Source organism: Mycoplana rhizolycopersici, assembly GCF_013378445.1.
Taxonomy (GTDB): domain Bacteria; phylum Pseudomonadota; class Alphaproteobacteria; order Rhizobiales; family Rhizobiaceae; genus Mycoplana; species Mycoplana rhizolycopersici.
Genome location: NZ_JABXYK010000007.1, coordinates 152,437 through 178,557 on the forward strand (window position 1 = coordinate 152,437; position 26,121 = coordinate 178,557).

Below are 26,121 nucleotides of genomic sequence, written 5' to 3' on the forward strand. Positions count from 1 at the left end.
CACCATGGCGCCACACAGGTTGATTTTCATATCCCGAATTAGTGGCCCGGCCTTCCGCGCGCTCTGAGCGAGGCCGGAAGGTCCGGGTATTTGGGCGTGTCCTGCGCGTCCCCGCCGTCACCGACAGATCCCCTTACTGTGCGCGAACGTTCGCGCGATCAAGCGATAGCCTCAGCCATGACCGATACAGCTCAGAAGATCGACTACTCCTCCACTCTCTACCTGCCGCAGACGGATTTCCCGATGCGCGCCGGCCTGCCGCAGAAGGAGCCGGAAACGGTGGCCCGCTGGCAGCAGATGGGTCTTTACAAGAAGTTGCGCGCCTCCGCAGCCGGACGCGAAAAGTTCGTCCTGCACGACGGCCCTCCCTATGCCAACGGCAACATCCATATCGGCCATGCGCTGAACAAGATCCTCAAGGACGTCATCAACCGCTCGTTCCAGATGCGCGGCTATGACGCCAACTACGTCCCCGGCTGGGACTGCCACGGCCTTCCGATCGAATGGAAGATCGAGGAGAAGTACCGCGAGAAGGGCCAGAACAAGGACGAGGTCCCGGTCAACGAGTTCCGCCAGGAATGCCGCGACTTCGCTTCCGGCTGGATCAAGGTCCAGTCGGAAGAGTTCAAGCGCCTCGGCATCGAGGGCGACTTCGACAACCCCTATACGACGATGAACTTCCACGCCGAGGCCCGCATCGCCGGCGAACTGATGAAGATCGCGAAAAGCGGCCAGCTCTACCGCGGCTCCAAGCCGATCATGTGGTCGGTGGTCGAGCGTACGGCACTCGCCGAGGCCGAGGTGGAATACGCCGACGTCGAGAGCGACATGATCTGGGTGAAGTTCCCTGTGAAGGAGGGCCCCGACGCGCTCGCCGATACCTTCGTCGTCATCTGGACCACCACGCCCTGGACGATCCCCGGCAACCGCGCGATCGCCTATTCCTCGCGCTACGCCTACGGCCTCTACGAGGTCGCGACCGCCGAGAACGATTTTGGTCCACAACCGGGCGAGAAGCTGATCTTCGCCAAGCGCCTTGCCGACGAATCCGCCGCCAAGGCCAAGCTGACCTTCAATTTCGTCCGCGACATCGAGGCCGATGAACTGGCCGCGATCACCTGCGCCCACCCGCTGCACGGTCTCGGCGGCGGCTACGATTTCAAGGTGCCGCTGCTCGACGGCGACCACGTCACCGACGATGCCGGCACGGGTTTCGTGCACACCGCTCCCGGCCACGGCCGCGAGGACTTTGACGCCTGGATGGATTCCGCCCGCGCGCTGGAAGCCCGCGGCATCTCGTCGGCGATCCCCTTCACCGTCGACGACGCCGGCTATTTCACCACTGATGCGCCCGGCTTCGGCCCGGATGCGGAAGGTGGCGCCGGCCGCGTCATCGACGACAAGGGTAAGAAGGGCGATGCCAACGAGCGCGTCATCAAGGCGCTGATCGCCCGCCACGCACTGTTCGCTCGCGGCCGGCTGAAGCACTCCTATCCGCATTCCTGGCGCTCCAAGAAGCCGGTGATCTTCCGCAACACGCCGCAGTGGTTCGTCTACATGGACAAGGAACTCGGCGACGGCACGACGCTGCGCTCGCGCTCGCTGTCTGCGATCGACGACACCCGCTTCGTGCCCGCCGCCGGCCAGAACCGCCTGCGCGCGATGATCGAGGGCCGTCCGGACTGGGTGCTGTCCCGTCAGCGCGCCTGGGGCGTGCCGATCGCGATCTTCGCCGATGAGGACGGCAACGTGCTGGTCGACGAGGCGGTCAACGAGCGCATCCTCGCGGCCTTCGAGAAGGAAGGCGCGGACGCCTGGTTCGCCGACGGCGCCAAGGAGCGCTTCCTCGGCAACGATCATGACCACGACAAGTGGCAGCAGGTGATGGACATCCTCGACGTCTGGTTCGATTCAGGTTCGACCCACACCTTTACGCTCGAGGACCGTCCCGACCTGAAATGGCCGGCCGACGTCTATCTGGAAGGCTCCGACCAGCATCGCGGCTGGTTCCATTCCTCGCTGCTCGAAAGCTGCGCCACGCGCGGCCGCGCGCCCTACAACGCCGTCGTCACCCACGGGTTCACGATGGACGAGAAGGGCGAGAAGATGTCGAAGTCCAAGGGCAATGTCGTCTCGCCGCAGGACGTGATGAAGGACGCCGGCGCCGACATCCTGCGCCTGTGGGTGATGACCACCGACTACTGGGAAGACCAGCGCCTCGGCAAGACGATCATCCAGACCAACATCGACGCCTACCGCAAGCTGCGCAACACCATCCGCTGGATGCTCGGCACGCTCGCCCACGACAAGGGCGAGGAGATCGCCTATGCCGACATGCCGGAGCTGGAAAAGCTGATGCTGCACCGGCTGTCGGAACTCGATAAGCTTGTGCGGGAGGGCTACGATGCCTTCGACTTCAAGAAGATCGCCCGCGCTCTGATCGACTTTGCAAACGTCGAGCTGTCGGCCTTCTACTTCGACGTCCGCAAGGATGCGCTCTACTGCGACGCGCCGTCCAGCCTGCGCCGCCGAGCAGCGCTCGCCGTCATCCGCAAGCTCTTCGACTGCCTCGTCCTGTGGCTGGCGCCGATGCTGCCGTTCACGGCCGAGGAAGCCTGGCTGTCGCGCAAGCCCGACGCGGTCTCGGTCCATCTCGAGCAGTTCCCGGAAATGGCGGCCGAGTGGAAGAACGACGCGCTTGAGGCTAAGTGGGAGAAGATCCGCACGGTGCGCACCGTCGTTACCGGTGCACTCGAGATCGAGCGCCGCGAGAAGCGGATCGGCTCGTCGCTGGAGGCGGCACCCGTCGTCTACGTCACCGATGCGGAACTGATGGCAGCGCTTGAAGGCGAGGACTTCGCCGAGATCTGCATCACGTCGGCGATCACGCTGGTGTCCGGCGAGGGCCCTGACGAGGCTTTCCGCCTTCAGGAGGTCACAGGTGTGGCTGTCGAGCCGAAATTGGCCGAAGGCACCAAGTGCGCCCGCTCGTGGCGGATCACCACCGATGTCGGCTCCGATCCGGACTATCCGGACGTTTCCGCGCGTGATGCGGCAGCCCTTCGCGAGATCGGCTTCAGCGCCGCCGCCTGAGGTGGCGCAATCACGAAAGGTTGTGAACAAGGTGGTCAAGTTACCGGATGAATTGCGCTTTGGCGCCTCATCCGGTATTCCTGCCCGAAAATCGTCGGATTTTTCCGTCACCGCACGGCATTCGGTGAACATGATCGACGCGATTCACCGGCTCGGCCGGGAAGGGTTTGCATGGCAATGACGCGAGAAATTCGACTGGCCGGCGCTGCAGCGCTGCTTGGCGCCTGCGCCGTCCTTTCTGGTTGCGTTGGCGGTCCGACCTACGGCACCGACAAGACGAGCGGCGAGCAGCTGATGGACGACCTCGGCAACGCCGTGATGCTCCGGCCGCCGAACGGCGACAAGAAGATCGCCTATCAGCCGCGCGGCTCGCTGGTCGTGCCGAAGGACGAGGCGACGCTGATCCAGCCGCAGAAGACGCTGGCCTCCACCGCCGACAATCCGCAGTGGGTGGAAAGCCCGGAGGACATGCGCGAGCGCCTGAAGGCCGAAGCGACCGAGAACGAGCGCAAGATCGGCTACAACTCGCCGCTGCAGAGCCAGAACAACACGATGCGCCAGCTTTCTACCAAGGAACAGCAGGAGCAGTATCGCGAGGCGCGCAAGCTGCAGCAGGGCCTCTATAGCGACAAGCGCCGCTACCTGAGCGATCCGCCGCTCGAATATCGCAAGCTTCCGGAAGAAGCGGCGGCCGACCTCGGCGAGCCGGAGCGCAAGAAGGAAATTCGCCGGAAGAAGGAGGCGAAGATGGCCAATTCCGGCACGAAGAAGTGGTGGCCGTTCTAAGCCCGATGACCTACCGCATCCGCAACGCGACGCCTGCGGATGCAGGCGTCATCCTGCGCTTCATCACCGAGCTTGCCGTCTACGAAAAGGCCGGGCATGAGGTTGAGGCGACGGTCGAGACCATTGCCACTTCCCTCTTTGGCGTAGGCTCCGTCACGCGCGCCGTGATTTGCGAGACCGAGGCTGGCGAGCCCGCGGGCTTTGCCGTCTGGTTCCTCAGCTATTCCACCTGGCAGGCCCGCAACGGGCTCTATCTCGAAGATCTCTATGTGACGCCGGAGCACCGTCGGGCGGGGCTTGGCAGGATGCTGCTGCGCCACCTTGCCAGGATTGCTGTCGAAGAGGGGTGTGGCCGTTTCGAATGGAGCGTGCTCGACTGGAACGAGCCGGCGATCCGCGTCTACGAGGCGATCGGCGCCGAGCCGCAGAACGAGTGGACGCGCTACCGGCTCTCCGGCGAAAAGCTGAAGCAATTTGCCGCCGGCTGAGCTGTTGTCAGCCAGATGCCGACAGATTTCACAATCCGGCTCACCTGGCGTTAACCGCCGGCGGCTATCCCTCTTCGCATGTTCAGGATCAGCCGAAAGACAGCCATGAAGGCCGCGGCGGCGACGGCGGCGTCCGTGGCCGTTTCCGTGGGCATCGTATTGCTTCTGGTGCCGATGCTCGGCGGGCATCCCGACGGGCCGGGCTTCTGGATGAGCGTCCTTTGTCCGCTTGTCATTGCCGGTCCTGCCAGCGCCTGGCAGTTCCACCAGAGCGAGACCATCGTCAGGCAGCGCGACGCGCTCGCTCTCATGCATGTGAAGCTTGAGAGTGCGTACGCGGAACTGAAGGAGTTGCATGCCGACCTGCAGGTGAGGGCACGCACGGATACGATGACCGGCGGGCTGAACCGCGGTGCGTTCTTCTCTGACCTCGATGTGGAAAGCCGCCGCAATGCAGGGCCGGTGGCGATCCTGATTGCCGATGCCGACCACTTCAAGCATGTCAACGACACTTTCGGCCACCTCGTTGGCGACGAAGCGCTAAGACGGATCGGGGCGGCGATATCCCGGGCGATCGGCGAGCGCTGCTGGTGGGGCAGGATCGGCGGCGAGGAGTTCGTCGCCTATTTGCCGGGGCACGACCGGGCCCAGGCGCTTCAGGTGGCCGAGCGCATCCGCCGTTCGGTCGCAAGCGCCATCCTCGTATCCGACAGCCGCCCGGTGCCGTTGAGCGTGAGCATAGGCGTCGCCTGCGGGCACGGGCCGTTCGAGCCCATGGAGCTGTTCCGGCGGGCGGATGCCGATCTCTACAGCGCCAAGACCGGCGGCCGTAACCGCATCGTCATCGACGGGCGCGAGGTCAACTCGGCTGCCGCCTGAGCCTGCCCGGTCCACGCTGAAGCGCGCCCCCGTCTCAATCCTCGTCGCGACGGTCCTTGAAGAATTGCCGCAGTATCGCCGCCGCTTCCCTCTCCTGCAGGCCGGAGTAGACTTCGGGGGCGTGGTGGCAGGTCGGCTGCGCATAAAAGCGTGCGCCATGATCGACGCCGCCGCCCTTCGGGTCCTCGGCGCCGTAATAGAGACGGCGGATGCGGGCGAAGGAGATCGCAGCGGCGCACATGGTGCAGGGCTCAAGCGTCACATAGAGGTCGGCGCCGGTCAGGCGTTCCTGTCCCAGCGTGGCCGAGGCCTGTCGGATGGCTTCGATCTCGGCGTGGGCGGTGACGTCGTTGTTCTGACGGGTGCGGTTGCCGCCTCGTCCGACGACGACGCCGTCGATCACGACGACGGCGCCGATCGGCACTTCGCCCCGTTCCGCCGCCGCGCGCGCCTCGATCAGCGCCTCGTCCATGAAGCTATTCGTCATCCGCGCTCAGAATTCCTCTTAACCCCGACGGCCTGACCTGATACGACACGCCAAAACGCTAGGCAAACAACAAATGACATCCAACGACAAGCCCAAACGGCCGGGCGCCAAGCCCTTCGACCGTGATCGCAAGCCACGCGACGGCGACCGCAAGCCGGGAGGCAAGAAGCCTTTCGCAGCGGGCGCGAAGTCCGGCGGCTTCTCCAAGACCGAGCGCGGCCCCGCAAAGGCCGGCGTGAAGAAGGAGGCGCGCGGCGGCTCCGGCAAGCCCGATAGGGCACGGCCGGCACCGGCAGAGCGCGCGTCCGCCGATGGCGGCGCCGCCGCACCCGAACGTATTTCCAAGCTGCTGGCCCGCGCCGGCGTCGCATCGCGCCGCGACGTGGAGCGCATGATCATGGAAGGCCGCGTCAGCGTGAACGGCACCGTGCTCGACACGCCCGTGCTCAACGCCACCTTCGCCGACCTGATCGAGGTCGACGGCCAGCCGATCCGCGGCATCGAGCGTACCCGCCTGTGGCTCTACCACAAGCCCGCAGGGCTGGTGACGACCAATGCCGATCCGGAAGGCCGCCCGACGGTTTTCGAACACTTGCCGGAGGACCTGCCGCGCGTCATGTCGGTCGGTCGCCTCGACATCAACACCGAGGGCCTGCTGCTTCTGACCAATGACGGCGGGCTTGCCCGCGTGCTCGAACTGCCGGCCACCGGCTGGCTGCGCCGCTACCGCGTGCGCGCCCACGGCAAGATCGAGCAGGAAGCGCTCGACAAGCTCAAGGACGGCATCGCCGTCGAGGGCGTGCTCTATGGCGGCATCGAAGCGACGCTCGACAAGGTCCAGGGCTCCAACGTCTGGATCACCATGGGGCTGCGCGAGGGCAAGAACCGCGAAATCAAGAACGTGCTCGGCGCGCTTGGTCTCGACGTGAACCGCCTGATCCGCATTTCCTACGGTCCGTTCCAGCTCGGCGAGCTGCCGGAGGGGCACGCCCAGGAAATCCGCGGCCGCACGCTGCGCGACCAGCTTGGCCCGCGCCTGATCGATGAGGCCAAGGCGAATTTCGAGGCGCCGCTGTTCGACCAGGGGCAGGGCGAGAAGGAAGACAGGCCCGCGCAGAGCGAGCGGTTCGGCCGCGGCGAACGCGAAGGCCGCAGTGAGCGCGAAGGCCGCGATTTCCGCGAGAAGGACGGCGATCGCCGCGAAAAGGCGCGCGCCCGTCTCGATACGCGGCGCGATAGCCGCGGTGGCGACCGTTTCGACGATAGAGGCGGCGACAGGCACGGTGGCGACAGGCACGGCCGCGACGACGACCGTTTCTCCGACCGTCCGAAGCGCGAACCGGGCAACCGCCCGCGCAAGTCCAACGTCTGGATGGCGCCCGGCGCCCGCCCCGTCGCCGAGAAGAAGGCGCACGCCGCCGAAGGCGACGAAACGGCGAAGCGGGAGCCTCGCGTCCGGCCAGAGGGCGCGCCGAAGTCGAAGCGATACGGCCGCAACCGCGACGGCGAGGCCACCCGATCGACCCACAAGTTCGATCCCGACCGCAAGAAGGCGCCGGGGCGTGCCGCTGCGGCCCGTCCGGGCGCGGAGCGCGGCGAGCGCAAGGCGCGCGTTCTCGGAGCCGAGGATGGCGGCGACTGGATTCGCGCCAGCGAGCCCGAAAAGCGTTCGCGTGATGAAGGTGGCCGTGATTTCGGCCGCGGAGGCTTCGGTGGCGGCGGTGACAGAGGGCCGCGCGGTTTCGGCGATCGGCCGCCGCGCGAAGATCGTGGGGGGCGTGAGGACCGCCCGTCACGGGGCAGGTCCTTCTCTTCGGAGCGGTCCTTCGGCGACCGCCCACCCCGCGACAGGTCGGATGACCGATCCGGCGGCGGCGGTCGAGACGGCGAACGCGGTTTCGGTGGCAAGCCGGCCGGCAAGTCCTTCGGCGGCAAGCCCTCCTTTGGGAAGTCAGCTGGCGGCAAGCCGGGTGGAAAATCCTTTGGCGGCAAGCCTTCCTTCGGCAAGCCCGGCGGTAGCAGGGCAGGGGGAAAGCCCGGCGGCAAGCCGGGTGGCGGGCGCCCGGGCGGAGGTAAGCCGCGTGGCCGGGGAAACTGACGCGTGCGAATAGTCGGGGGCACCTTCCGCGGCCGCGCGCTGGCGACGCCGAAGAGCGACGACATCCGGCCCACGACCGACCGGACGCGGGAAAGCCTGTTCAACATTCTCGGTCACGGCTACGCACAACATCTCGACGGCGCGCGCGTCCTCGACCTGTTTGCCGGCACCGGCGCGGTGGGCCTCGAGGCGATTTCGCGCGGTGCCCGCGCGGCGCTGTTCGTTGAGCAGGGCGTGGAAGGGCGCGGCCTGATCCACACCAACATCGAGACCTTCGGTCTGCAGGGCAAGGCCAAGATCTTCCGCCGCGATGCCACGGCGCTCGGCGCGGTCGGCACCATGGAGCCGTTCGACCTGCTGTTTGCTGACCCGCCCTATGGTCGCGGGCTTGGCGAGAAGGCGATGGAGGCGGCGGCGAAAGGCGGCTGGCTGGTGCCGGGGGCGCTTGCGATTCTGGAAGAGCGCGCCGACGTGACGCCGGCAGCGGTCGAAGGCTACGAGATGCTGGAGGTGCGCACCTTCGGCGACACGCGGATGCATTTCTATCGCTACGTGCCGGCCTGAGGCAGTGCCGCCTGAGGGCGGGTTCCTGCTGTGGTCGGGGCCAGCGGCCGGTCCCCACCTTGCGGGGCATGGCGATCGTGAACGCTTGTGACATGCAAGGAGACCCGATGCCGGACGATATCCCTGCAGCAACCACTGGTGCGACGCCCACCGTATCGATCGCGTTCGGCGGCGGCGGGGCGCGCGGACTGGCGCATATCCATGTCATCGAAGTGCTCGACGAACTCGGCATCCGGCCGCAGTTGATCGCAGGCGCGTCGATCGGTGCCCTCATGGGGGCCGCGATGGCCGCCGACCTCAGCGGCCGCGAAATCCGCGAGCACACGCTTGCTTCCGTGGGGCAGCCGGCGGAGGCACTCTCCCGGATCTGGGGTCTGCGGCCCGCTACCCTTTCGGACATTTGGGCGTCCGGACTACGCGTCAGCCAGTTCAATCTGGAGCGGATCCTGCGCGCCTTCCTGCATGGCGACATTCCCGACCGTTTCGAGGAACTGCGCATCCCCCTCAAGGTCGTCACCTCGGATTTCTACCAGCAGTGCGAGCATATCTGCGAAAGCGGTGCGCTCTATCCCGCACTCGCCGCATCCGCGGCGCTCCCGGCAGTCTTCCTGCCGGTGCGGATCGACGGGCACGTGCTGATCGACGGCGGGCTCTGGAATCCCGTGCCCTTCGATCATCTGGAAGGGACGGCGGATATCACGATCGGCGTCGACGTCGTCGGCCGGCCGACCGGCGACGACGGCCAGATCCCCAACAGCGTCGACAGCCTCTACGGCGCCAGCCAGTTGACCATGCGTTCGATGATCGCATTGAAGTTGAAGCAGGGCGCCCCGGATATCTTCCTGCGCCCCGAGGTCGGCCGCTTCCGGGTGCTGGACTTCCTGCGCGCCAGGGAAATCCTGGATCATACCGCGGGCGTGCGGGAAGAGCTCAAGCGCGCGCTCGACGAACAGTTCGAGCGTCACGCCCGCGCAAAGGAATAGGGGCAGGGCCTCGGGAAATCGGCCCTCAGTCGGCGGTGGGCTGCCCGGCCGCCAGCGCCCCGATGCCGCCCTCGTCTTCGTCTTCCTCGACCTGCTCGGTGTGCCTGGGCTTGATCAGCGGTTCCGGCCGTACGGGGCGAACCGGGCGCGAATGCAGCATGTCGCGCCCGGCGGCAAGGCCTTCGGCTGCCTGCAGCGCCAGTCGCGCTTCGTCGCGGCGGCGTATGTCGTTCGTGATCGCCAGTGCTTCCTCGTCGCTCATGCCGAGCTCCTCGAGCGCCTTGCGGCCGAACAGGAGACCGGATTCCAGCGTCTCGCGCACTTCGAAGTCGACACCACGCGCCCTGAGCGACAGCGTGTGGATGCGGTCGTAGGAGCGCACGAACACCCGCGCATTGGGGTATTCGGACTGCACGAGATCGACGATCTTGTCGGTGATGTCAGCCTTGTGCGTGCAGACGGCGACGATCTTGGCGCGCTCGATGCCGGCGGTGCGCAGCACCTCCTTGCGGGTGCCGTCGCCGAAATAGATGCGGAAGCCGAAGCTCGCAGCCTGCCGGATGCGGTCGGCCGAATAGTCGATGACGGTCACGTCGCGGCCGCTGGCCAGAAGGATCTGCGAGGCGATCTGGCCGAAGCGGGAAAAGCCGATCATCAGCACGTCCGATCCCGCACCCTCGAAATCCTCCTCGATCTCCTCGCGCGCATCCTCCGTCATCAGGTAGCGCGAAAGGAGCGAGGCGATCGGCGTCAGCGCCATGGAGACGGTGACGATCACCACCAGCAGCGAGGCGACGGCGGACGAGAAGATTCCGGCAGCCGACGCCGCCGTGAAAAGCACGAAGCCGAACTCGCCGCCCTGCAGCAGAAGCAGCGCCACCCGCACGGCGTCGTTGTGCGGTGAGTGCCCGAGGCGGCATATCAGATAGATCACGATCGCCTTGACCAGCATCAGGGCGGGAACGGCGATGAGGATGATCTGGTAGTTGCGGAACACCACGTCGATATCGAGCGACAGGCCAACCGCCATGAAGAAGAGCGCCAGCAGGATACCGCGGAAGGGCTCGATATCGGCCTCCAGTTCGTGGCGGTAGGAGGATTCCGACAGCAGAACGCCGGCCAGGAACGCGCCCATTGCCATCGAAAGGCCGGCGTACTGCAAGAGCGTTGCCGAGCCGAGTACGACGAAGAGTGCGGCTGCGATCATCGCCTCGCGGGCGCCCGTGCGCGCAATGATCTGGAACAGCGGATTGAGTACGTAGCGGCCGATCGCAAGCATGGACAGGATCGCGGCGATGGCGACGAGGAAGTCCTGAAAGGCGGTCGTGGTATCCTCGGGAGCCTGCTTGGCGAGAAGCGGGATCAAGGCCAATAGCGGCACGATCGCCAGGTCCTGGAACAACAGCAGCGAGAAGGACCGCTGGCCGTATCGGGTGTTGGTTTCGCCCTTCTCGTCGAGGATCTGCAGCGCAAAGGCGGTGGATGACAGCGCCAGCCCGAAGCCGATGATCAGCGCGGCCTGCCACCCCTCGACGCCGAGAAGCAGAGCGAGTGCCGCCAGCGTGATGCCGGTGGCGACCACCTGCAGTGAGCCGAGGCCGAAGATTTCCCGGCGCATCTGCCAGAGGCGGGACGGCTGCAGTTCCAGCCCGATCAGAAACAGCAGGAAAACGATGCCAAGTTCGGCGACCCCCAGGATCTCTTCGCCATCACGGATGTAGTTCAGGATCGGGCCGATGACGAGGCCGGCGGCAAGGTAGCCCAGAATCGTCCCGAGCCCGAGCCTCTTGAAAATCGGCGCGGCAAGGACGGCTCCTCCGAGGAGTAGCAATGCTTCGGAGAACAGGGCATGCGTGTTTGCCATGCGAAAGAGGTTCCTTCCGGTATATGTGGATGGCGGAAGGCGAGAATCACTGGCCAGCCCTTGATGCCGCCGTCACTGCACAATAAATGGGGCAGGAATGAAAGGCCAAATCATGTCCGAGACCATCGATTCTGAAAGCCTTCTGGACCGCGCCGGCGAACTGATCGACCGTGCCATGAAGGCCGGTGCGGAGGCTGCCGACGCGGTGGTCGTGCGGGGCCGCTCCAGCTCCGTTTCCGTCCGGCTGGGCAAGGTCGAGGGAACGGAAGCCTCCGAGAGCGACGATTTCTCGCTCCGGGTATTCGTCGGCAAGCGAGTGGCGAGCGTATCCGCCAATCCCGGTTTCGACCTGCAGCAGCTTGCAGAGCGTGCCGTTGCCATGGCCAAGGCTTCCCCGGAAGACCCCTATGCCTCGCTGGCCGATCCCGAGCGCCTTGCGAAAAACTGGCCCGATCTCGAATTGTACGACCCGACGGAAGTCGGCGCCGACAGCCTGACCGAGGCGGCCCTTGCAATGGAAGCCGCCGCCCTCGGCGTGCAGGGCGTCATGAATTCGAGCGGTGCGGGTGCGTCGGCCGGAATGGGTGGCCTTGTTCTCGTCACCTCGCACGGCTTCTCCGGCTCCTACAGCGCCAGCCGCTTCGGCCGCTCGGTCAGCGTTATCGCCGGCGAGGGGACGAAGATGGAGCGCGACTACGACTTCGACAGCCGCCTCTATTTCGCCGACCTTCGCGATCCTGCCGAAATCGGCCGGGCCGCTGGCGAGCGCGTAATCAAGCGTGTGAACCCGCGCCAGGCGCCGACGTCGAAGAACGTGACCGTCGTTTTCGATCCCCGCATGGCGCGCGGCATCGCCGGCCATATTGCGGGTGCGATCAACGGTGCGTCGGTCGCTCGCAAGACGAGCTTCCTGCGCGACAAGATGGGCAAGCAGGTGCTGAAGACCGGCCTTTCCGTCACCGATGATCCGCTGGTGGTGCGCGGCTCCTCCTCCCGCCCCTTCGATGGCGAGGGCATTACCGGCGAGCGCCTGGTCATGATCGAGGACGGCGTGCTGAACCACTGGTTCCTCTCGACATCGACGGCAAACGAGCTCGGCCTTTCCACCAATGGCCGCGGCGTGCGCGGCGGCACGTCCGTCAGTCCGGCGAGCACCAACCTGGCGCTCGAGCCGGGCAAGGTTTCGCCCGCGGAGCTGATCCGCTCGGTCGGTACCGGCTTTTACGTGACGGAGCTGATCGGCCAGGGCGTCAACATGGTGACGGGTGAATACAGCCGCGGCGCCACCGGATTCTGGATCGAGAACGGCGAGCTGGCCTACCCGGTCTCGGAGGTCACGATCGCCTCGAACCTGGTCGACATGTTCATGCGCATCACGCCGGCAAGCGACATCGATCGCAAGTTCGGCGTCGCGGCCCCCACGCTTGCGATCGAAGGCATGACGCTGGCCGGACGCTAGGTTTTCCGCCGGCAGGGCGTAAACAGGATCCAGTCCATGCGTTTCGTCTTGAATAAGCCTTCATTGGCGCTATTCGAGCGTCATCTTATTCCGTGGAGCCCGCAACCTCGCTCCGCTGCAAGGAACCGACAGATGGACGTGGCCGCCGAAAGAGAGCAATCGCACTGGGAGGAGGACCTGCGCCTCCTGGAGCGCGCCGCGCATGCGGCCGGCGCCAGGGCGATGGAGTTCTTCGGCCGCGAGCCGGATGTGTGGTGGAAGAACGAGGGCCGTTCGCCCGTCAGTGCGGCCGACCTCGCCGCCAACGACACGCTGAAGGCGATGCTGCTGACCGCCCGCCCCAGTTACGGCTGGCTGTCGGAGGAAACCGACGACGATCCCGCGCGCCTGTCCTGCGAGACCCTGTTTGTCATCGACCCGATCGACGGCACGCGCTCGTTCATCGCCGGCAAGGATGTCTGGTGTGTCAGCGCGGCGGTGGTTCACCGCGGACGCCCGGTAGCCGGCGTCCTCGTCGCGCCTGCGCTCGGCGAGGTCTATGCGTCCTTTGCCGGCGGTCCGGCGCTGAAGAACGGTACCGAGATCAGCGTGGCAAGCCCGCAGGACGCGCAGGTCTTCAGGCTTGCTGCCGCCGAGGATATGCTTTCGCGGCTCGACCGGGCTCATCTCGGCGACGTCCAGCGCATGCCGCATGTGCCCTCGCTCGCCTATCGCATCGCAATGGCGGCCGATGGCCGCATCGATGGGACGCTGGTCAAGACCAACTCCCACGACTGGGACCTGGCCGCGGCGGACCTCATCCTGGCCAATGCCGGCGGCGGCCTCGTGACGCTGGACGGCCAGCCGCTGGTCTACAATCGCCCGGACGTTCGCCACGGCATCCTGTGTGCCGCCGGGAGCGGCTGGCTCGGAAGGTTGATAAGCTCGTCGACTGGCCTTTCCGGCCATTGACCTTTAGTCGCGGATGCCGCAAACCCTGTGTGAAAAATATCACTATTGAGAGACGAAGATGACTGAAACCGGCGACGACAGGCAGCGCCTGCATCTTGTATTCGGCGGCGAGCTGACGACCCTCAAGGACGTCCAGTTCCGCGACCTCGACAAGCTCGACATTGTCGGCATCTACCCCGACTATGCGAGCGCGCTCGCGGCCTGGAAGGGCAAGGCGCAGCAGACCGTGGACAACGCCCATATGCGCTACTTCATCGTACACATGCACCGGCTGCTCGATCCCGAAGAAGCCTGAAGCCCATTTCGCCCATCGGCGTCGCCGGACGCCGCGGGCAAAACGATGACCGGATCCCCTTCATGAAGTCGTCTAGACGGACCGTTGCTGCCAGGTGGCGCCGATGAGCAGTGCTCTGGCGCGCGTGGCCCTTTCGGCCTATCGCTGGGTCGGATTCGGGCTTTACCCGGTCATGCGGCCCTATCTCGCCATCCGCGCGGCGAAGGGCAAGGAAGAGCGCGGCCGTCGGCGCGAGCGTTTCGGCCACGCCAGCGTCGAGAGGCCTGCCGGTCCGCTGGTCTGGTTCCATGCGGCGAGCGTCGGCGAAACCAACGCGGTGTCGCCGCTGATCCGGGAGGTCCGCAGGCGCGGCATCAATGTGATCCTGACGACCGGAACCGTGACCTCGGCCCGCGTTGCCCGCGATCGCCTCGGCGACACGGTGATCCACCAATATGTTCCTCTCGACCTGAAGCCGACGATCAGCCGGTTCCTCGATTATTGGCGGCCGGACCTGGCGGTCATGGCCGAATCCGAGATCTGGCCGATGACGATCATCGAGCTCGGCGCGCGCCAAATCGCCCAGGTGCTGGTCAACGGCCGCATGTCCGACCGTTCGTTCGCGCGCTGGAAGAAGCGCCCGGCGATCGCAGATGCCCTGTTCGAGAAGTTCTCGCTGGTCGTTGCCCAGTCCGATGTCGATGCCGAACGTTTCCGTACGCTCGGCGCCCTGCCGGTGCTGGTGACCGGAAATCTCAAGGTCGAGACCGACGCGCCGCCCTACGATCCGGCCACGCTGGCCGGCTATCTCGGCCAGCTCGGTGACCGCAAGACCTGGGCCGCCATCTCCACCTTCGAGGGAGAGGAGATCGCAGCCGGCGCCGTCCACCGGATGCTCAAGGAGCGCACCGGCCTCCTGACGATCGTGGTGCCGCGCCATCCCGAACGCGGTGACGTCATCGAGGCAGCGCTTGTCGCCAAGGGACTGAAGGTCGCGCGCCGGACGCGCAATGATCCGCTGACCGCAGACACCGACATCTTCCTGGGGGACACGATCGGCGAGATGGGACTTTACCTGCGCATGACCGAGATCGCCTTCGTCGGGCGCTCGCTGCTCGGCGAGGGCGGGCAGAACCCGATCGAGCCGGCCATGCTCGGCTGTGCGGTCCTGTCCGGACCGAACGTCCAGAATTTTCGAGACAGCTATCAGAGCCTTGCCAAGAGCGGGGGCGCCAAGATGGTGCGCGACGTGGAGATGCTGGCAAAGGGCGTTGGTTATCTTCTCGCCCATGACGAGATGCGCCGCCGCATGATCGACGCCGGCCAGGATACGGTTCACGAGATGCGCGGCGCACTCGTCGACACGCTTCGCGGCCTGGAACCCTACCTCAATCCCCTGACGGTGAAGGCGCGGCTGCATCCGCGCGAAACGTGACGGACGGCAGCACCATGACGAAGGCAAACGCCATTTCCGGCATCCTGTTCGACAAGGACGGAACGCTGCTCGACTATGCCAAGAGCTGGGTGCCGGTGAACTACGAGCTTGCCCGCATCGCCGCAATGGGCGACGAGGAGCTGGCGCGTCGCCTGCTCGTGGCCGGCGGAATGGATCCGGACACCGGTCATGTCGCACCCGATACGCTTCTGGCGGCGGGCAACACGGTCGAGATCGCCGAAGGCATGGTGGCCGCAGGTTCTCCGATTGCGGTCTCCGAGCTCTCTGTCCTGTTCGACGGCCTGTTCGCCCAGTCGGCGTCCATGGCCGTTGCCGTGACCGATCTCGCCGGCTTCTTCGCAGCCCTCCATGCCAAGGGATACCGGCTCGGCGTTGCCTCCAGCGACAACGAGCAGTCGATCCGCCAGACAGCCAGCCGCTTCGGCTTCGAGCAATATCTCGACTATGTCGCCGGCTATGACAGCGGCTATGGCGTCAAGCCCGAGCCGGGCATGGTGCTTGGCTTCTGTGCCGCGACCGGCCTCGATCCGCACGAGATCGCCGTCGTCGGCGACAACAATCACGACCTGCACATGGGGCGGACCGCCGGCGCAGGCCTGACGGTGGCGGTGCTGACCGGAACCGGTTCGCGGCAGTCGCTTTCGGCAGCGTCCGACTATTGCCTCAATGACATAACCGAACTGCCGACACTTCTCCCCGATGGCGGAGCGCCGCGCCGTGCTGCGGCCTGAAGCCATTGCATTGCTTCGATTTCCGGGCATTCTTGTCGGCGGCCAGACCTGCATGGGGATATGCGGGTCTTTGATGTCGGGGGTGTGCCGCCGAAAGGCGGAGCGGATCGGGGGACGGCATGGTTTCTGAAGCGCCACCTTTCTGGTGGACGAAGCCGGACTGGCGCGCCTATGCGCTGTGGCCGGTCTCGAGGCTCTACGGTCTGGTCGCCGGCGCTCGGATGCGGCGCGCGCGCCGGGCGACAGTGCCGGTTCCGATCATTTGCGTCGGCAATTTCACGGTCGGCGGCGCCGGCAAGACACCAACCTCCATCGCGCTTGCCCGCGCCGCAAAAGCCCGCGGCCTGCGCCCCGGTTTCCTGAGCCGCGGCTATGGCGGCTCGCTCGACGTCATCACCGTGGTGGATCCCGGCAAGCACCGCGCCCGTGATGTCGGCGACGAGCCGCTGCTTCTGGCGAAGGAAGCCCTGACGGTCATCTCGCGGCGGCGCATCGGCGGTGCCCGGAGGCTGGTGGAGGAGGGTGTCGACCTGATCATCATGGATGACGGCTTCCAGAGCGCCCGGCTCGTCTTCGACTATGCGCTGCTGGTCGTCGATTCCCGGCGCGGCATCGGCAACGGCTATCTGGTGCCGAGCGGCCCCGTGCGCGCACCGCTCGCCGAACAGATGCACCAGGCCTCATCGCTGCTGGTGATTGGCGACGGCAATGCGGCCGACGCCCTGATCCGGCAGGCTGCCCGGCGCGGCAAGGCGGTGAACACCGCACGCCTCGCAACGCTCGACGTCTCCGACCTTGCCGGCAAGGCAGTGATGGCCTGGTCGGGGCTTGCCGACAACGAGAAATTCTTCCGAACCGTCGAGGGGACGGGCGCCACCCTCTATGCCACCCGCAGCTTCGCCGACCATCATCATCTGAGTGAAGACGAGATGGAGGAACTCCTCGACCATGCCGAGGCGCACGACTATGCGATCGTGACGACGGCGAAGGACAGCGCCCGTCTTGCCGGCGAGCATGGGCGCGCGGCCGAACTGAAGGAACGGAGCCGGGTGATCGAGGTCGAAATCCGTTTCGACGATCCGAGGGCGCCGGACAAGATCATCGACGCCGCACTGGCGTCTGCGCGCAAACGCAGGCTGCAGGAGAAAAAGCCCGCCTGACGCTAGCCCGTCTGACGCGGCGGTGCCGGAGACGTCGTCAACTCGATGGGAGCGTCTTGGATCGAGGGGGGCTGCTTATCAGCCTCTGGTGGAAAAGTTACCGGCCTGCAGCTCTGCCTTCAGGGACGCGGCGGCATCCACATAGGCCTCCTGACGTGCCACGCTCCAGTAGCGCAGTTCGTCGAGCGGGATCTGCTCGCCGGTGACCGCACAGAGAACGTAGGAGCCGGGCATCAGGATCTGGAAGTCGGCATCCAGGTAGCGGATCTTCGCCTCGCGGCTTCCGTTTCCTTCAAGTCGGTTCATCGTCCGCGTCTCCTGTTGGCGACGGCGCCGGGCGGCTGGAAAGGGGCGTCGCGATCCGTTCATCTTCCGCCACGGCGGCCATGCGGCCGCAGCCCTGCCGGGAAGGCGGCGACCATTCGTGTGCCATATCGCGACGCAGGCGCAATTTCCAGCATTTTCAGCTTCGCCCGAACAGTCGCTCGATATCGGCGAGCTTGAGTTCGATATAGGTCGGCCGGCCATGGTTGCACTGGCCCGAGCCCGGCGTGGCCTCCATCTGCCGAAGCAGCGCGTTCATCTCCTCCGGCCGCATGCGCCGTCCGGAACGCACCGAACCGTGGCAGGCCATCGTCGCCGCCAGGTATTCGAGCCTGTTTGCCAGCCCGCTCGCCGTGTCCCATTCCGCCAGCTCGTCGGCGAGCTGGCGCACCAGGCCGGCCGCATCCATTTCGCCGAGCATCGCCGGCGTCTCGCGCACTGCGATGGCACCGGGACCGAAGCGCTCGATGCCGAGCCCCAGCCTTGCCAGATTGTCGGCCTGGGCGATCAGGCGGTCGCAGTCGTCCTCCGGCAGGTCGACGATCTCGGGGATCAGCAGGGTCTGGGCCGCGACCGGCCGCGAATGCAGGGCATTGCGCATCGTCTCGAAGACGAGGCGCTCGTGCGCCGCGTGCTGGTCGACGATGACCAGGCCGTCCTCGGTCTGGGCGACGATATAGTTCGCGTGCAGCTGCGCACGCGCGGCGCCGAGCGGATAGCGCTCCACAGCCTGTGCCAGTGCTTGGGACTGTATCTGGGCCGGCACCGGCTCGGTGCCCACCGCGGTCACGATCGGTTCGGCCCGCGCGGAAGGCTCGATGCCGATGTCGAAGCCCGCCTGCCGCATTTCGGCAAAGCCGCTCCCTGCCGGCTGCGTGTCGAGCGGGCGGTAGGGTGAGGCGGCGGCGGTCCAGCTGGCAGTGGCGCTCGCAGCCGCGGGCCGGAAAGGTTCCGGCCGGAAAGCCCGCATCAGTCCGGCAGCACCCGTCGTCGCCGCCCGGTCACCGTCGCGCGCCAGCGCCTGGCGGATCGCGCCGACGATCAGGCCGCGAACGAGGCCCGGATCGCGAAAGCGCACGTCCGACTTTGCCGGATGCACGTTGACGTCGACGAGTTCCGGGTCGATTGCGATTTCCAGCACGGCGACGGGGTAGCGGCCGCTCGGAATGGTCTCGGCATAGGCGCCGCGCAGCGCCGACCAGATCAGCTTGTCCTGCACGGGCCGGCCGTTGACGAAGGCGAACTGCTGCAGGCTGTTGCCGCGGTTGAAGGTCGGCACGCCGGCAAAGCCGGTCAACCGCACGCCCTCGCGCTCCGCATCGATCTCAATCGCGTTGTCGCGAAAGTCCTTGCCCAGCACCTGGGCGATACGGGCGAGCCTGTCGTCGCCGGTGGCGGCGAGTTCCAGCGTCGAGCGGTCCGGGCCGGACAGCACGAAGCGGATCGCGGGAAACGCGATCGCCATCCGCCGCACGACCTCGGTGATCGCGGCTGCTTCCGCCTTCTCGCTCTTCATGAATTTCAGCCGGGCCGGCGTTGCGAAGAACAGGTCCCGAACCTCGACGACCGTCCCGCGATTGGCTGGCGTCGGGCGCACCGGCTCGAGCCGGCCGCCGAGCACCGAAATCTGCGAGCCTTCGGGGGCGTCGTTGGTGCGGCTCTGGATCGTCAGCCGCGCGACCGAGCCGATCGAGGGAAGGGCTTCGCCGCGGAAGCCGAGGGTGCGCACGTCGTCCAGGCTGTCGCTGATCTTCGAGGTGCAATGCCGCTTGACCGCAAGCGCCAGATCGTCCGGCGACATCCCGATGCCGTTGTCGGTCACCCGCAGCAGCGTCTTGCCGCCGCCGGCCGTCGCGATCTCGATCCGGCTGGCGCCGGCGTCGATCGCATTCTCGATCAGTTCCTTGGCGGCGCTCGCCGGCCGTTCGATGACCTCGCCCGCAGCGATCTGGTTGATAAGCGTTTCGGACAGTTGATGGATCGTCATACCGGCATTTTCCCGGATTCGCCGCTGCAAGGAAAGGGCGGCGGCGCTTTTCGGGGCGCTTCTCCACCTCTTCGCGGGATGTGAGGATGCAAACATCGTTTATCGTTTAATTCGACTTTAATAAAAAGCTGCCAACGTCGTGTTCCGCTTGTATGATCACAAGCTTGCCGGGGCGACCCGGCGGACGTTTCAGCGTGGCTGACCGCTGATCTCTTCGCGTCCGAAGGCACTCCTGCCGGAATCAGCATGATTCATGCACTGGTGGTGAGGCGGCGGGGTCTGCAAAAAAATGAACGATGGCACGTCCGTCGACACAAAGATCCAGTCGGACATTTTTGATGCGGCTTGCGATCTTCTCGATTTGGGGGCGTTCGTCTATGACCGGAACGACTGCCTCGTTTTCGCCAGCCGCCAGGTCCTTCGCTTCCTGCCCGTCGATGCCGGACTGCTCGTGCCGGGAACCCGCCTGCGCGACATTCTCGGCGCCGTATACGACGCCGGGCTACGCTATGGCATGGGCTCCGAGCGGCGCCACCGCAAGGTCAATCGCGAGGAATGGATATCAGAGCGGATATCCGCCCATTGGCGCGAGCATCATGAGATGATCGAGCGCCTGGGCAAGGACCGCTGGATCCGGTTTCGCAAAAGACGCCTGCCGAACGGCTGGAACATCTCGACGCTCTGGGATGTCTCCGACCAGAAGCGGCAGGAAGAACAGTGGCGCGCCGATACCAATCGGATCGCCCTGACGGAAGAGGTTCTCGAAGCCCTTCCGAGCCCGCTGATCATCAAGGATGCGAACCTTGTCTACGTGGCCGTGAACAAGGCCTATCGCGCCATCCCGGGCCTCGAGGCGGGTGCCATCCTTGGCAGGACGATCTGGGATCTTGTCGACGCGCAGACTGCTGCCCGGGTGGAGGAATTCGACCTGCAGGTGTTGAAGACGGGCATTTCCGCCCGTGTCGAGGAGCGCATCGTGCGCGCCGATGGCAGCCCGCTCTACGTCAGTACGCGCAAGTATCGGATCGGGACGCCGGAGAAATACTTCGTCGTGACGGTCATGGACGATCTCACCGACCTCGTCGAGCCGGCGGGATCGGCGACGTCGCCCCCCTTCAGCCTCCGCGCGGATACGCACTTCATCCCCGCGCAAAATTGCGTCGATCCCGTTGTGGAAGCCGAAAAGCGCGCTCTTCTGCGCCACTGCGATGCGGAGGGAGAAGGCGAACTCGCTGGCAAGCGCATCCTCGTCGTCACCTCCGAGAGCCGGGCCGAAGGGCTGATGGTCGCGGATTTGCAGGCGCGTGGTGCCGACAGTTGCGGGATACAGTCGCTTGGCGAGTTCCGCGCATTCGTCGAGACGGCGGCGGCGTGCAAAGTGCCGATCGACCTCGTGCTGCTCGACGACGCATTCGACGGCCACGACGAGGTTGCGGCCTGCGGCCTGCCCGTCCAGCGGCTTGCAACCGAATGCATCAGTGCCGATTTCTTCGCGGCCCTATTCGAGCATCAGGTGGCGGCGTCGGAGGGGGGCGAGCCGCATGTGCGCGACATGCCGCCTTCTGCCCTGTTCGACGACTGGCACATCACGACCGACGTCGAAGGCCTGTCGCCGTCTACACAGGGCGATATCGAGGTGCTGGTTGCCGAAGACAACCAGATCAACCAGTTCGTGTTTTCGCAGATCCTGGAAGGCATGGGCGTCTCGCACCGTATCGCCGAAAACGGCGAGGAGGCGGTGGCCCTTTGGCGCAAGCACATGCCGCGTCTGATCCTGATGGACATTTCCATGCCGCTCAAGTGCGGTATCGACGCCGCAGTCGAGATCCGCGAGGCGGAGAGAGCCCTCGGCACCTATACGCCGATCGTCGCTGTCACCGCGCAGGCGCTCAACGTAGACATGCAGAAATGCCTCGATGCGGGAATGGACGATTACATCACCAAGCCGGTCAGTCCCGACATGATCGAGCAGATCTACCGCAAGTTCGTGCCGGGTCGGGCAGGTTCGGTCGCAGCCTGAGGCACGGTTACTGTCAACCCCCGATATTTCGGGTCAAAATCGATTGAGAATCAAGGCGGTCGCTATCTGTTTCTTAATTGTCCTGCCCCATTCTCCGAGACCTGTCACAGTATCAGGAAGTGCATAGATGAAATCGGGCAAGTATGCGGCGGCGGACGTTTCCCAGAGCGACCTGCATGCCATGGCTTATACCGATGCCCTGACCGGTCTCGGCAACACCTACCGGTTGCGTGACAAGGTCCATCAGGTGGCCGCCGAGCGGGCTGATGATCCCGCACCCTTCACGATCGCGATCGCCAATCTCGACGGCTTCAAGCCGATCAACGATCTCTTCGGCCCCGAGGCGGGCGACGAGATCCTTTGCCAGGTCGCCTATCGACTGAAGGCCTGCATTCCCGACGGCGCAATGGTCACCCGCCACGGAGGCGACGAGTTCGCTTTCCTGTTTCCCCTCGTTTTCGAGCGCAACGGCGCGGAAAAGATGGGGCAGATGCTGCGCGAGGTCCTCTCAGCGCCTTTCGACCTGGGCGATCGCAACGTGCGCCTTTCGGCGTCGTTCGGCTTCGCCATCTATCCCTTTGCCGGCGAGGAGTTCGCCGACCTGCTCAAGAGCGCCGATACCGCCCTCTATCGCTCGAAGCGCCGCGGCCGCGGGCAGATCACCGTCTATTCGCAGGAAATCGCCCAGGAGATGAAGCGCGCCACGCACCTGGAGCAGGCGCTGCGCAATGCGATCATCGCCAACGAGGTCGATGTGCACTTCCAGCCGATCGTCCGGCTGAAGGACGACATGATCGTCGGCTTCGAGGCGCTGGCGCGCTGGTGCGACGCGGATCTGGGCTATGTCTCGCCGGCCGTCTTCGTGCCGCTGGCCGAGGAGCGCGGCTTCATCGACGCGCTTTCGGAAACGCTTCTGCGCAAGGCGGCGGAAGCCGCACTTTCCTGGCCGAAGGAACTGTTTCTGTCATTCAATCTGTCTTCCGCCCAGTTGATGGATCCGAAGACGAGCCTGACGACGCTTGCCATCCTCAACCGCGTCGGGCTCGATCCACGCCGCCTGGAACTCGAGATCACCGAAACAGCCGTCATGACGGATGCCGAAACGGCGCAGAAGATCATTGCCGAACTGCGCGGTGCGGGCGTGCGCATCTCGCTCGACGATTTCGGCACGGGCCAGTCGAGCCTCGGGCGCCTGCGCGACTTCACGTTCGACAAAGTGAAGATCGACCGCGCCTTCGTCTCGCGCATTTCCGACGACCGCGTGTCCGAGCACATCATCAAGGCGATCGTTGCAATGTGCGACGGTCTCGATCTCGAGGTCGTGGCCGAAGGCATCGAGGATTTCTCCGAGGCGCTGAAGCTGAAGGCGCTCGGCTGCGGAATGGGGCAGGGCTACTTCTACGGCAAGCCGGCCGATGCCGTCACGACCATGCGCTTTCTTTCCGAACGCTATTTGCGTGTCGAACCCGAGGTAGCGATCGCCTGATCGCAAGGCGCCGGCCAAAGCTTATACCGCGCGTTTACCAAGCGGTTTAGGCGGAAATAAATCAGTAGCAGCTAACGTAGCGTCATCCGATTACAAAACGGGGAACAATGATGCTGCAGATCAAGGACATGCCGGTCCGAGCCAGTGACCGTTCCAGAGTTCGCATCTTCGCCACGGTGAAGGTGATGCATGAAACCAGCCGCGCGCGCGTGGTCGATCTTTCGGCCTCCGGCATGGCGCTTGATATCGAAAAGCCGATCAAGATCCTTCCCGGCCAGATCGTCACGATCGAGAGCGAGGAACTGGGTCGCCTGACGGCAACAGTGCGCTGGTACAATAACGGCCGCCTCGGCTTGCAATACAAGCTGAATACCAATTCGCTCGCGCAGATCTCGTCGTATTTCCGCTTCTTCCATGAAGAAGTGAAGCCCGTCATGCGCCGCTGACGATTTCTCGCTCCATCTGCGAGCGATCCCTGCCGCCTTCCTCCAGCAGCCAGTCGCGGACGCGCCGCGCCTGGCTGTTCAGTTCCCGTGACCGGGGCCACACGACGTAGAAGGCAAGGCCGGTCTCCAGCACATGTCCGCCGACCGGCACCAGCGCCCCGGATTCGATCTGCCGCGAGATCAGGTGCTGCCATCCGAGCGCGATGCCTTCGCCGGCAAGCACGGCCTGGATCACCAGAACATAGTCGTTGATCGCAAGCCGCCGCGACTGCTGCGGATAGCGCAGGCCCGCGCTTGCGAACCATTCGGGCCAGTCGCAGGCCTGCCGCACCGGTTCCTCGAGATGGATCAGCGGGCGGCGCAGCAGTTCCTGCGGTGTCGTCGGCATGCCATGCGCATCGATGAAGGCGGTGCTGGCGACCGCATTGATCACTTCCGGTGCGAGCAGTGCTGCATGGTAGCCGGGCCAGGCTGCCGGATCGCCGCCGCGGATGCCGAGCGGGATCGTCTCCTCCTCGAGATCGAGGTCGCGCACGCTCGTCTGGATGCGCAGGTCGATCTCCGGCAGGTCTTCGCGAAGTTTTGCCAGCCGCGGCAGCATCCACATCGAGGCAAAGGCGGTGGAGGCGGCAAGCGTGACGTTCACCTCGCGTTCTTTCGCGCGGATATCCTCGGCCGACTTCTGGATGCGCGACAGGCCGACGCAAACCTCCGTGTGAAAGCGCTCGCCGGCATCGGTCAGAACAACGGCGCGATGCACCCGATGGAAGAGCGGGACGCCCAGTTGCTCCTCAAGTCCCCTGATCGCATAGGAGACGGCAGCCTGGGTCATGCCGAGCTCCTTTGCCGCCCGGGTGAAGTTCTGATGCCGCCCGGCTGCCTCGAAGACGATCAGGCTGGCGGCCGACGGCAACAGGCGGCGTAGCGTTTCCATAAATCCACCTTATATCAGCCCCAAGTTTTTTCCAGCGTTACACTGGCATTGTTCCCCTTTAGCCTCATCTCCAATTATGGAGGAAGACATGGTGGCGACAGCTCCGGTGGAAAATGCGACAAGGCGTTCTCGGGCGGGCCGTCCGGCGCGGCGCGAGGGCGCTGCGAAGGCCAGGGGGGTCCCGTATATCCAGCGGAACATCCCGACCTATGACGTGCTGTCGGAAGAAAACCTCGTCAAGATCGAGGGGGTCGCCGACCGCATTCTGGCCGAGGTCGGCATCGAGTTCCGTGACGATCCTGAAGCGCTGGAGCACTGGAAGCGCGCCGGCGCGAAGGTCGAGGGACCGCTCGTCCGCTTCGAACCGGGCATGCTGCGCGAGATCGTTTCGACGGCGCCGGCCGAGTTCACCCAGCATGCGCGCGATCCCGATCGCAACGTGCGGATCGGCGGCAGGAACGTGGTCTTCTCGCCGGCCTACGGCTCCCCCTTCGTCATGGACCTCGACAAGGGGCGGCGCTACGGCACGCTGGAGGACTTCAGGAACTTCATCAAGCTTGCTCAGTCGAGCCCCTGGCTGCACCATTCCGGCGGCACCATCTGCGAGCCGGTCGACGTGCCGGTGAACAAGCGCCACCTCGACATGGTCTATAGCCATATCAAATATTCCGACCGCGCTTTCATGGGATCGATCACGGCGGAGGAACGCGCCGAGGATTCCATCGACATGGCGCGCATTCTCTTCGGCACCGACTTCGTCGACCGGAACTGCGTCATCCTTGGCAACGTCAACGTTAACTCGCCGCTCGTTTGGGACGGGACGATGACGAAGTCGCTCCGCGCCTATGCGCGCGCCAACCAGGCGGCGGTGATCGTGCCCTTCATCCTCGGCGGCGCCATGGGGCCGGTGACGAATGCCGGCGCCATCGCCCAATCCTACGCCGAGACGCTCGCCGGCTGCGCGCTGACGCAGCTGGAGCGCAAGGGCGCCCCGGTGATCTTCGGCAACTTCCTGTCGTCGATGTCGCTCAGGTCCGGCTCCCCCACTTTCGGCACGCCGGAACCGGCGATCGGTTCCATGGTCGTCGGCCAGCTCGCCCGCCGGCTGAACCTGCCGCTGCGCTGCGCCGGCAACTTCTCCAATTCCAAGCTGCCGGACGGGCAGGCGATGCAGGAGGGGCTGATGTCGATGCTGTCGGCCGTCCATTGCGGCGCCAACTTCATCCTGCATTCGGCCGGCTTCCTCGATGGTCTCCTGTCGATGTCCTACGAGAAGTTCGTGATGGACACGGACCTGTGCGGCGCGTTGCACTCCTATCTCGCCGGCGTCACGGTGGACGACAACACGCTGGCGATGGATGCGTTCCTGCAGGTCGGCCCGGGTAGCCATTTCCTCGGCTGTGATCATACGATGCGCAACTACCAGACCGCGTTCTGGGATTCGGCCCTGTCGGACAACGAGCCGTTCGAAAAGTGGAGCGAGGAAGGGGGCTCCACCGACATGGCCACGCGGGCCAACGCCGCATGGAAAAAGACGCTGGCCGAATACGAAGCGCCGCCGCTGGACGAGGCGATCGACGAGGCGCTCTGCGACTATGTCACCCGCAAGAAGGCCGCCATGGCCGACGCCTGGTATTGATCAACGGTCCTG

The 26,121-nt window shown here is 65.4% G+C and carries 23 protein-coding genes; 18 read left to right on the top strand and 5 right to left on the bottom strand.

Annotation, left to right across the window (positions count from 1 at the left end; translation table 11 throughout):
- Window positions 1-177: 177 nt before the first annotated feature.
- From ileS to HV823_RS13330, 5 genes are all read left to right on the top strand, one after another.
- Entirely contained in the window at window positions 178-3,093 is a 2,916-nt protein-coding gene (ileS, locus tag HV823_RS13310; RefSeq protein WP_176950208.1) for an isoleucine--tRNA ligase, read from the top strand.
- Between the two features lie 22 nt (window positions 3,094-3,115).
- Window positions 3,116-3,274 carry a hypothetical protein gene (locus HV823_RS13315; protein WP_176950209.1) on the top strand — a complete coding sequence of 53 codons (159 nt, stop codon included), beginning with the start codon at window positions 3,116-3,118 and terminating at the stop codon, window positions 3,272-3,274.
- Window positions 3,265-3,879 carry a hypothetical protein gene (locus HV823_RS13320; protein WP_176950210.1) on the top strand — a complete coding sequence of 205 codons (615 nt, stop codon included), beginning with the start codon at window positions 3,265-3,267 and terminating at the stop codon, window positions 3,877-3,879. The genes HV823_RS13315 and HV823_RS13320 overlap by 10 nt, the downstream gene beginning before the upstream one ends.
- 5 nt (window positions 3,880-3,884) lie before the next feature.
- Window positions 3,885-4,367: a GNAT family N-acetyltransferase gene (locus HV823_RS13325; protein WP_176950350.1), complete on the top strand. Its 483-nt coding sequence runs from the start codon at window positions 3,885-3,887 to the stop codon at window positions 4,365-4,367.
- A gap of 135 nt (window positions 4,368-4,502) precedes the next feature.
- A complete protein-coding gene (locus tag HV823_RS13330; RefSeq protein WP_343051861.1) occupies window positions 4,503-5,246 on the top strand; it encodes a GGDEF domain-containing protein in 744 nt (247 codons plus the stop codon).
- A 34-nt stretch (window positions 5,247-5,280) separates the two neighbouring features.
- On the opposite strand, the gene HV823_RS13335 is transcribed toward HV823_RS13330, so the two are convergent.
- Window positions 5,281-5,733, bottom strand: a complete 453-nt coding sequence (locus HV823_RS13335) for a nucleoside deaminase (protein WP_246301309.1) — start codon at window positions 5,731-5,733, stop codon at window positions 5,281-5,283.
- Between the two features lie 73 nt (window positions 5,734-5,806).
- Between HV823_RS13335 and HV823_RS13340 the strand changes: the two genes are divergently transcribed.
- The 3 genes from HV823_RS13340 to HV823_RS13350 all read left to right on the top strand — a co-directional run bounded on the left by HV823_RS13340 (window position 5,807) and on the right by HV823_RS13350 (window position 9,378).
- The gene (locus tag HV823_RS13340; protein ID WP_176950212.1) at window positions 5,807-7,831 is read left to right on the top strand and encodes a pseudouridine synthase; all 2,025 of its coding nucleotides are present in this window, start codon (window positions 5,807-5,809) and stop codon (window positions 7,829-7,831) included.
- 3 nt (window positions 7,832-7,834) lie between these two features.
- Window positions 7,835-8,395, top strand: coding sequence for a 16S rRNA (guanine(966)-N(2))-methyltransferase RsmD (rsmD, locus tag HV823_RS13345; protein WP_176950213.1), 561 nt, complete (start codon window positions 7,835-7,837; stop codon window positions 8,393-8,395).
- Between the two features lie 107 nt (window positions 8,396-8,502).
- Window positions 8,503-9,378 carry a patatin-like phospholipase family protein gene (locus HV823_RS13350; RefSeq protein WP_176950214.1) on the top strand — a complete coding sequence of 292 codons (876 nt, stop codon included), beginning with the start codon at window positions 8,503-8,505 and terminating at the stop codon, window positions 9,376-9,378.
- A gap of 25 nt (window positions 9,379-9,403) precedes the next feature.
- Here HV823_RS13350 and HV823_RS13355 read toward each other — a convergent pair whose 3' ends face one another.
- Window positions 9,404-11,242, bottom strand: coding sequence for a monovalent cation:proton antiporter-2 (CPA2) family protein (locus tag HV823_RS13355; RefSeq protein ID WP_176950215.1), 1,839 nt, complete (start codon window positions 11,240-11,242; stop codon window positions 9,404-9,406).
- A gap of 112 nt (window positions 11,243-11,354) precedes the next feature.
- Between HV823_RS13355 and HV823_RS13360 the strand changes: the two genes are divergently transcribed.
- The 6 genes from HV823_RS13360 to lpxK all read left to right on the top strand — a co-directional run bounded on the left by HV823_RS13360 (window position 11,355) and on the right by lpxK (window position 17,273).
- The gene (locus HV823_RS13360; RefSeq protein WP_176950216.1) at window positions 11,355-12,701 is read left to right on the top strand and encodes a TldD/PmbA family protein; all 1,347 of its coding nucleotides are present in this window, start codon (window positions 11,355-11,357) and stop codon (window positions 12,699-12,701) included.
- Between the two features lie 132 nt (window positions 12,702-12,833).
- Entirely contained in the window at window positions 12,834-13,652 is an 819-nt protein-coding gene (locus HV823_RS13365; RefSeq protein ID WP_176950217.1) for a 3'(2'),5'-bisphosphate nucleotidase CysQ, read from the top strand.
- Window positions 13,653-13,710: 58 nt separating this feature from the next.
- Complete coding sequence (locus tag HV823_RS13370; protein WP_176950218.1) at window positions 13,711-13,947, top strand: DUF4170 domain-containing protein; 237 nt, start codon at window positions 13,711-13,713, stop codon at window positions 13,945-13,947.
- Window positions 13,948-14,050: 103 nt separating this feature from the next.
- On the top strand, window positions 14,051-15,361 hold the full coding sequence (waaA, locus tag HV823_RS13375; protein ID WP_176950219.1) for a lipid IV(A) 3-deoxy-D-manno-octulosonic acid transferase: 1,311 nt from the start codon (window positions 14,051-14,053) through the stop codon (window positions 15,359-15,361).
- Between the two features lie 14 nt (window positions 15,362-15,375).
- The gene (locus tag HV823_RS13380; RefSeq protein WP_176950220.1) at window positions 15,376-16,113 is read left to right on the top strand and encodes an HAD family hydrolase; all 738 of its coding nucleotides are present in this window, start codon (window positions 15,376-15,378) and stop codon (window positions 16,111-16,113) included.
- 119 nt (window positions 16,114-16,232) lie between these two features.
- A complete protein-coding gene (gene lpxK, locus HV823_RS13385; RefSeq protein WP_176950221.1) occupies window positions 16,233-17,273 on the top strand; it encodes a tetraacyldisaccharide 4'-kinase in 1,041 nt (346 codons plus the stop codon).
- Between the two features lie 78 nt (window positions 17,274-17,351).
- On the opposite strand, the gene HV823_RS13390 is transcribed toward lpxK, so the two are convergent.
- Together HV823_RS13390 and mutL are read right to left on the bottom strand one after the other, a co-directional pair.
- On the bottom strand, window positions 17,352-17,579 hold the full coding sequence (locus tag HV823_RS13390) for a DUF2093 domain-containing protein (protein ID WP_176950222.1): 228 nt from the start codon (window positions 17,577-17,579) through the stop codon (window positions 17,352-17,354).
- Window positions 17,580-17,736: 157 nt separating this feature from the next.
- Complete coding sequence (gene mutL, locus HV823_RS13395) at window positions 17,737-19,680, bottom strand: DNA mismatch repair endonuclease MutL (protein ID WP_425487660.1); 1,944 nt, start codon at window positions 19,678-19,680, stop codon at window positions 17,737-17,739.
- 193 nt (window positions 19,681-19,873) lie between these two features.
- Here mutL and HV823_RS13400 point away from each other — a divergent pair, with 193 nt between their 5' ends.
- The 3 genes from HV823_RS13400 (at window position 19,874) to HV823_RS13410 (ending at window position 23,536) form a co-directional block, all read left to right on the top strand.
- Complete coding sequence (locus tag HV823_RS13400; RefSeq protein ID WP_176950224.1) at window positions 19,874-21,604, top strand: response regulator; 1,731 nt, start codon at window positions 19,874-19,876, stop codon at window positions 21,602-21,604.
- A gap of 127 nt (window positions 21,605-21,731) precedes the next feature.
- The gene (locus tag HV823_RS13405; protein ID WP_176950225.1) at window positions 21,732-23,090 is read left to right on the top strand and encodes a putative bifunctional diguanylate cyclase/phosphodiesterase; all 1,359 of its coding nucleotides are present in this window, start codon (window positions 21,732-21,734) and stop codon (window positions 23,088-23,090) included.
- A gap of 110 nt (window positions 23,091-23,200) precedes the next feature.
- Entirely contained in the window at window positions 23,201-23,536 is a 336-nt protein-coding gene (locus tag HV823_RS13410; RefSeq protein ID WP_246301325.1) for a PilZ domain-containing protein, read from the top strand.
- On the opposite strand, the gene HV823_RS13415 is transcribed toward HV823_RS13410, so the two are convergent.
- Window positions 23,523-24,470, bottom strand: coding sequence for a LysR substrate-binding domain-containing protein (locus HV823_RS13415; protein WP_176950226.1), 948 nt, complete (start codon window positions 24,468-24,470; stop codon window positions 23,523-23,525). The two genes, HV823_RS13410 and HV823_RS13415, sit on opposite strands and share 14 nt — an antisense overlap.
- Window positions 24,471-24,558: 88 nt before the next feature.
- On the opposite strand from HV823_RS13415, the gene HV823_RS13420 reads away from it, so the two are divergent.
- Window positions 24,559-26,109, top strand: coding sequence for a trimethylamine methyltransferase family protein (locus HV823_RS13420; RefSeq protein WP_176950227.1), 1,551 nt, complete (start codon window positions 24,559-24,561; stop codon window positions 26,107-26,109).
- Window positions 26,110-26,121 lie beyond the last annotated feature (12 nt).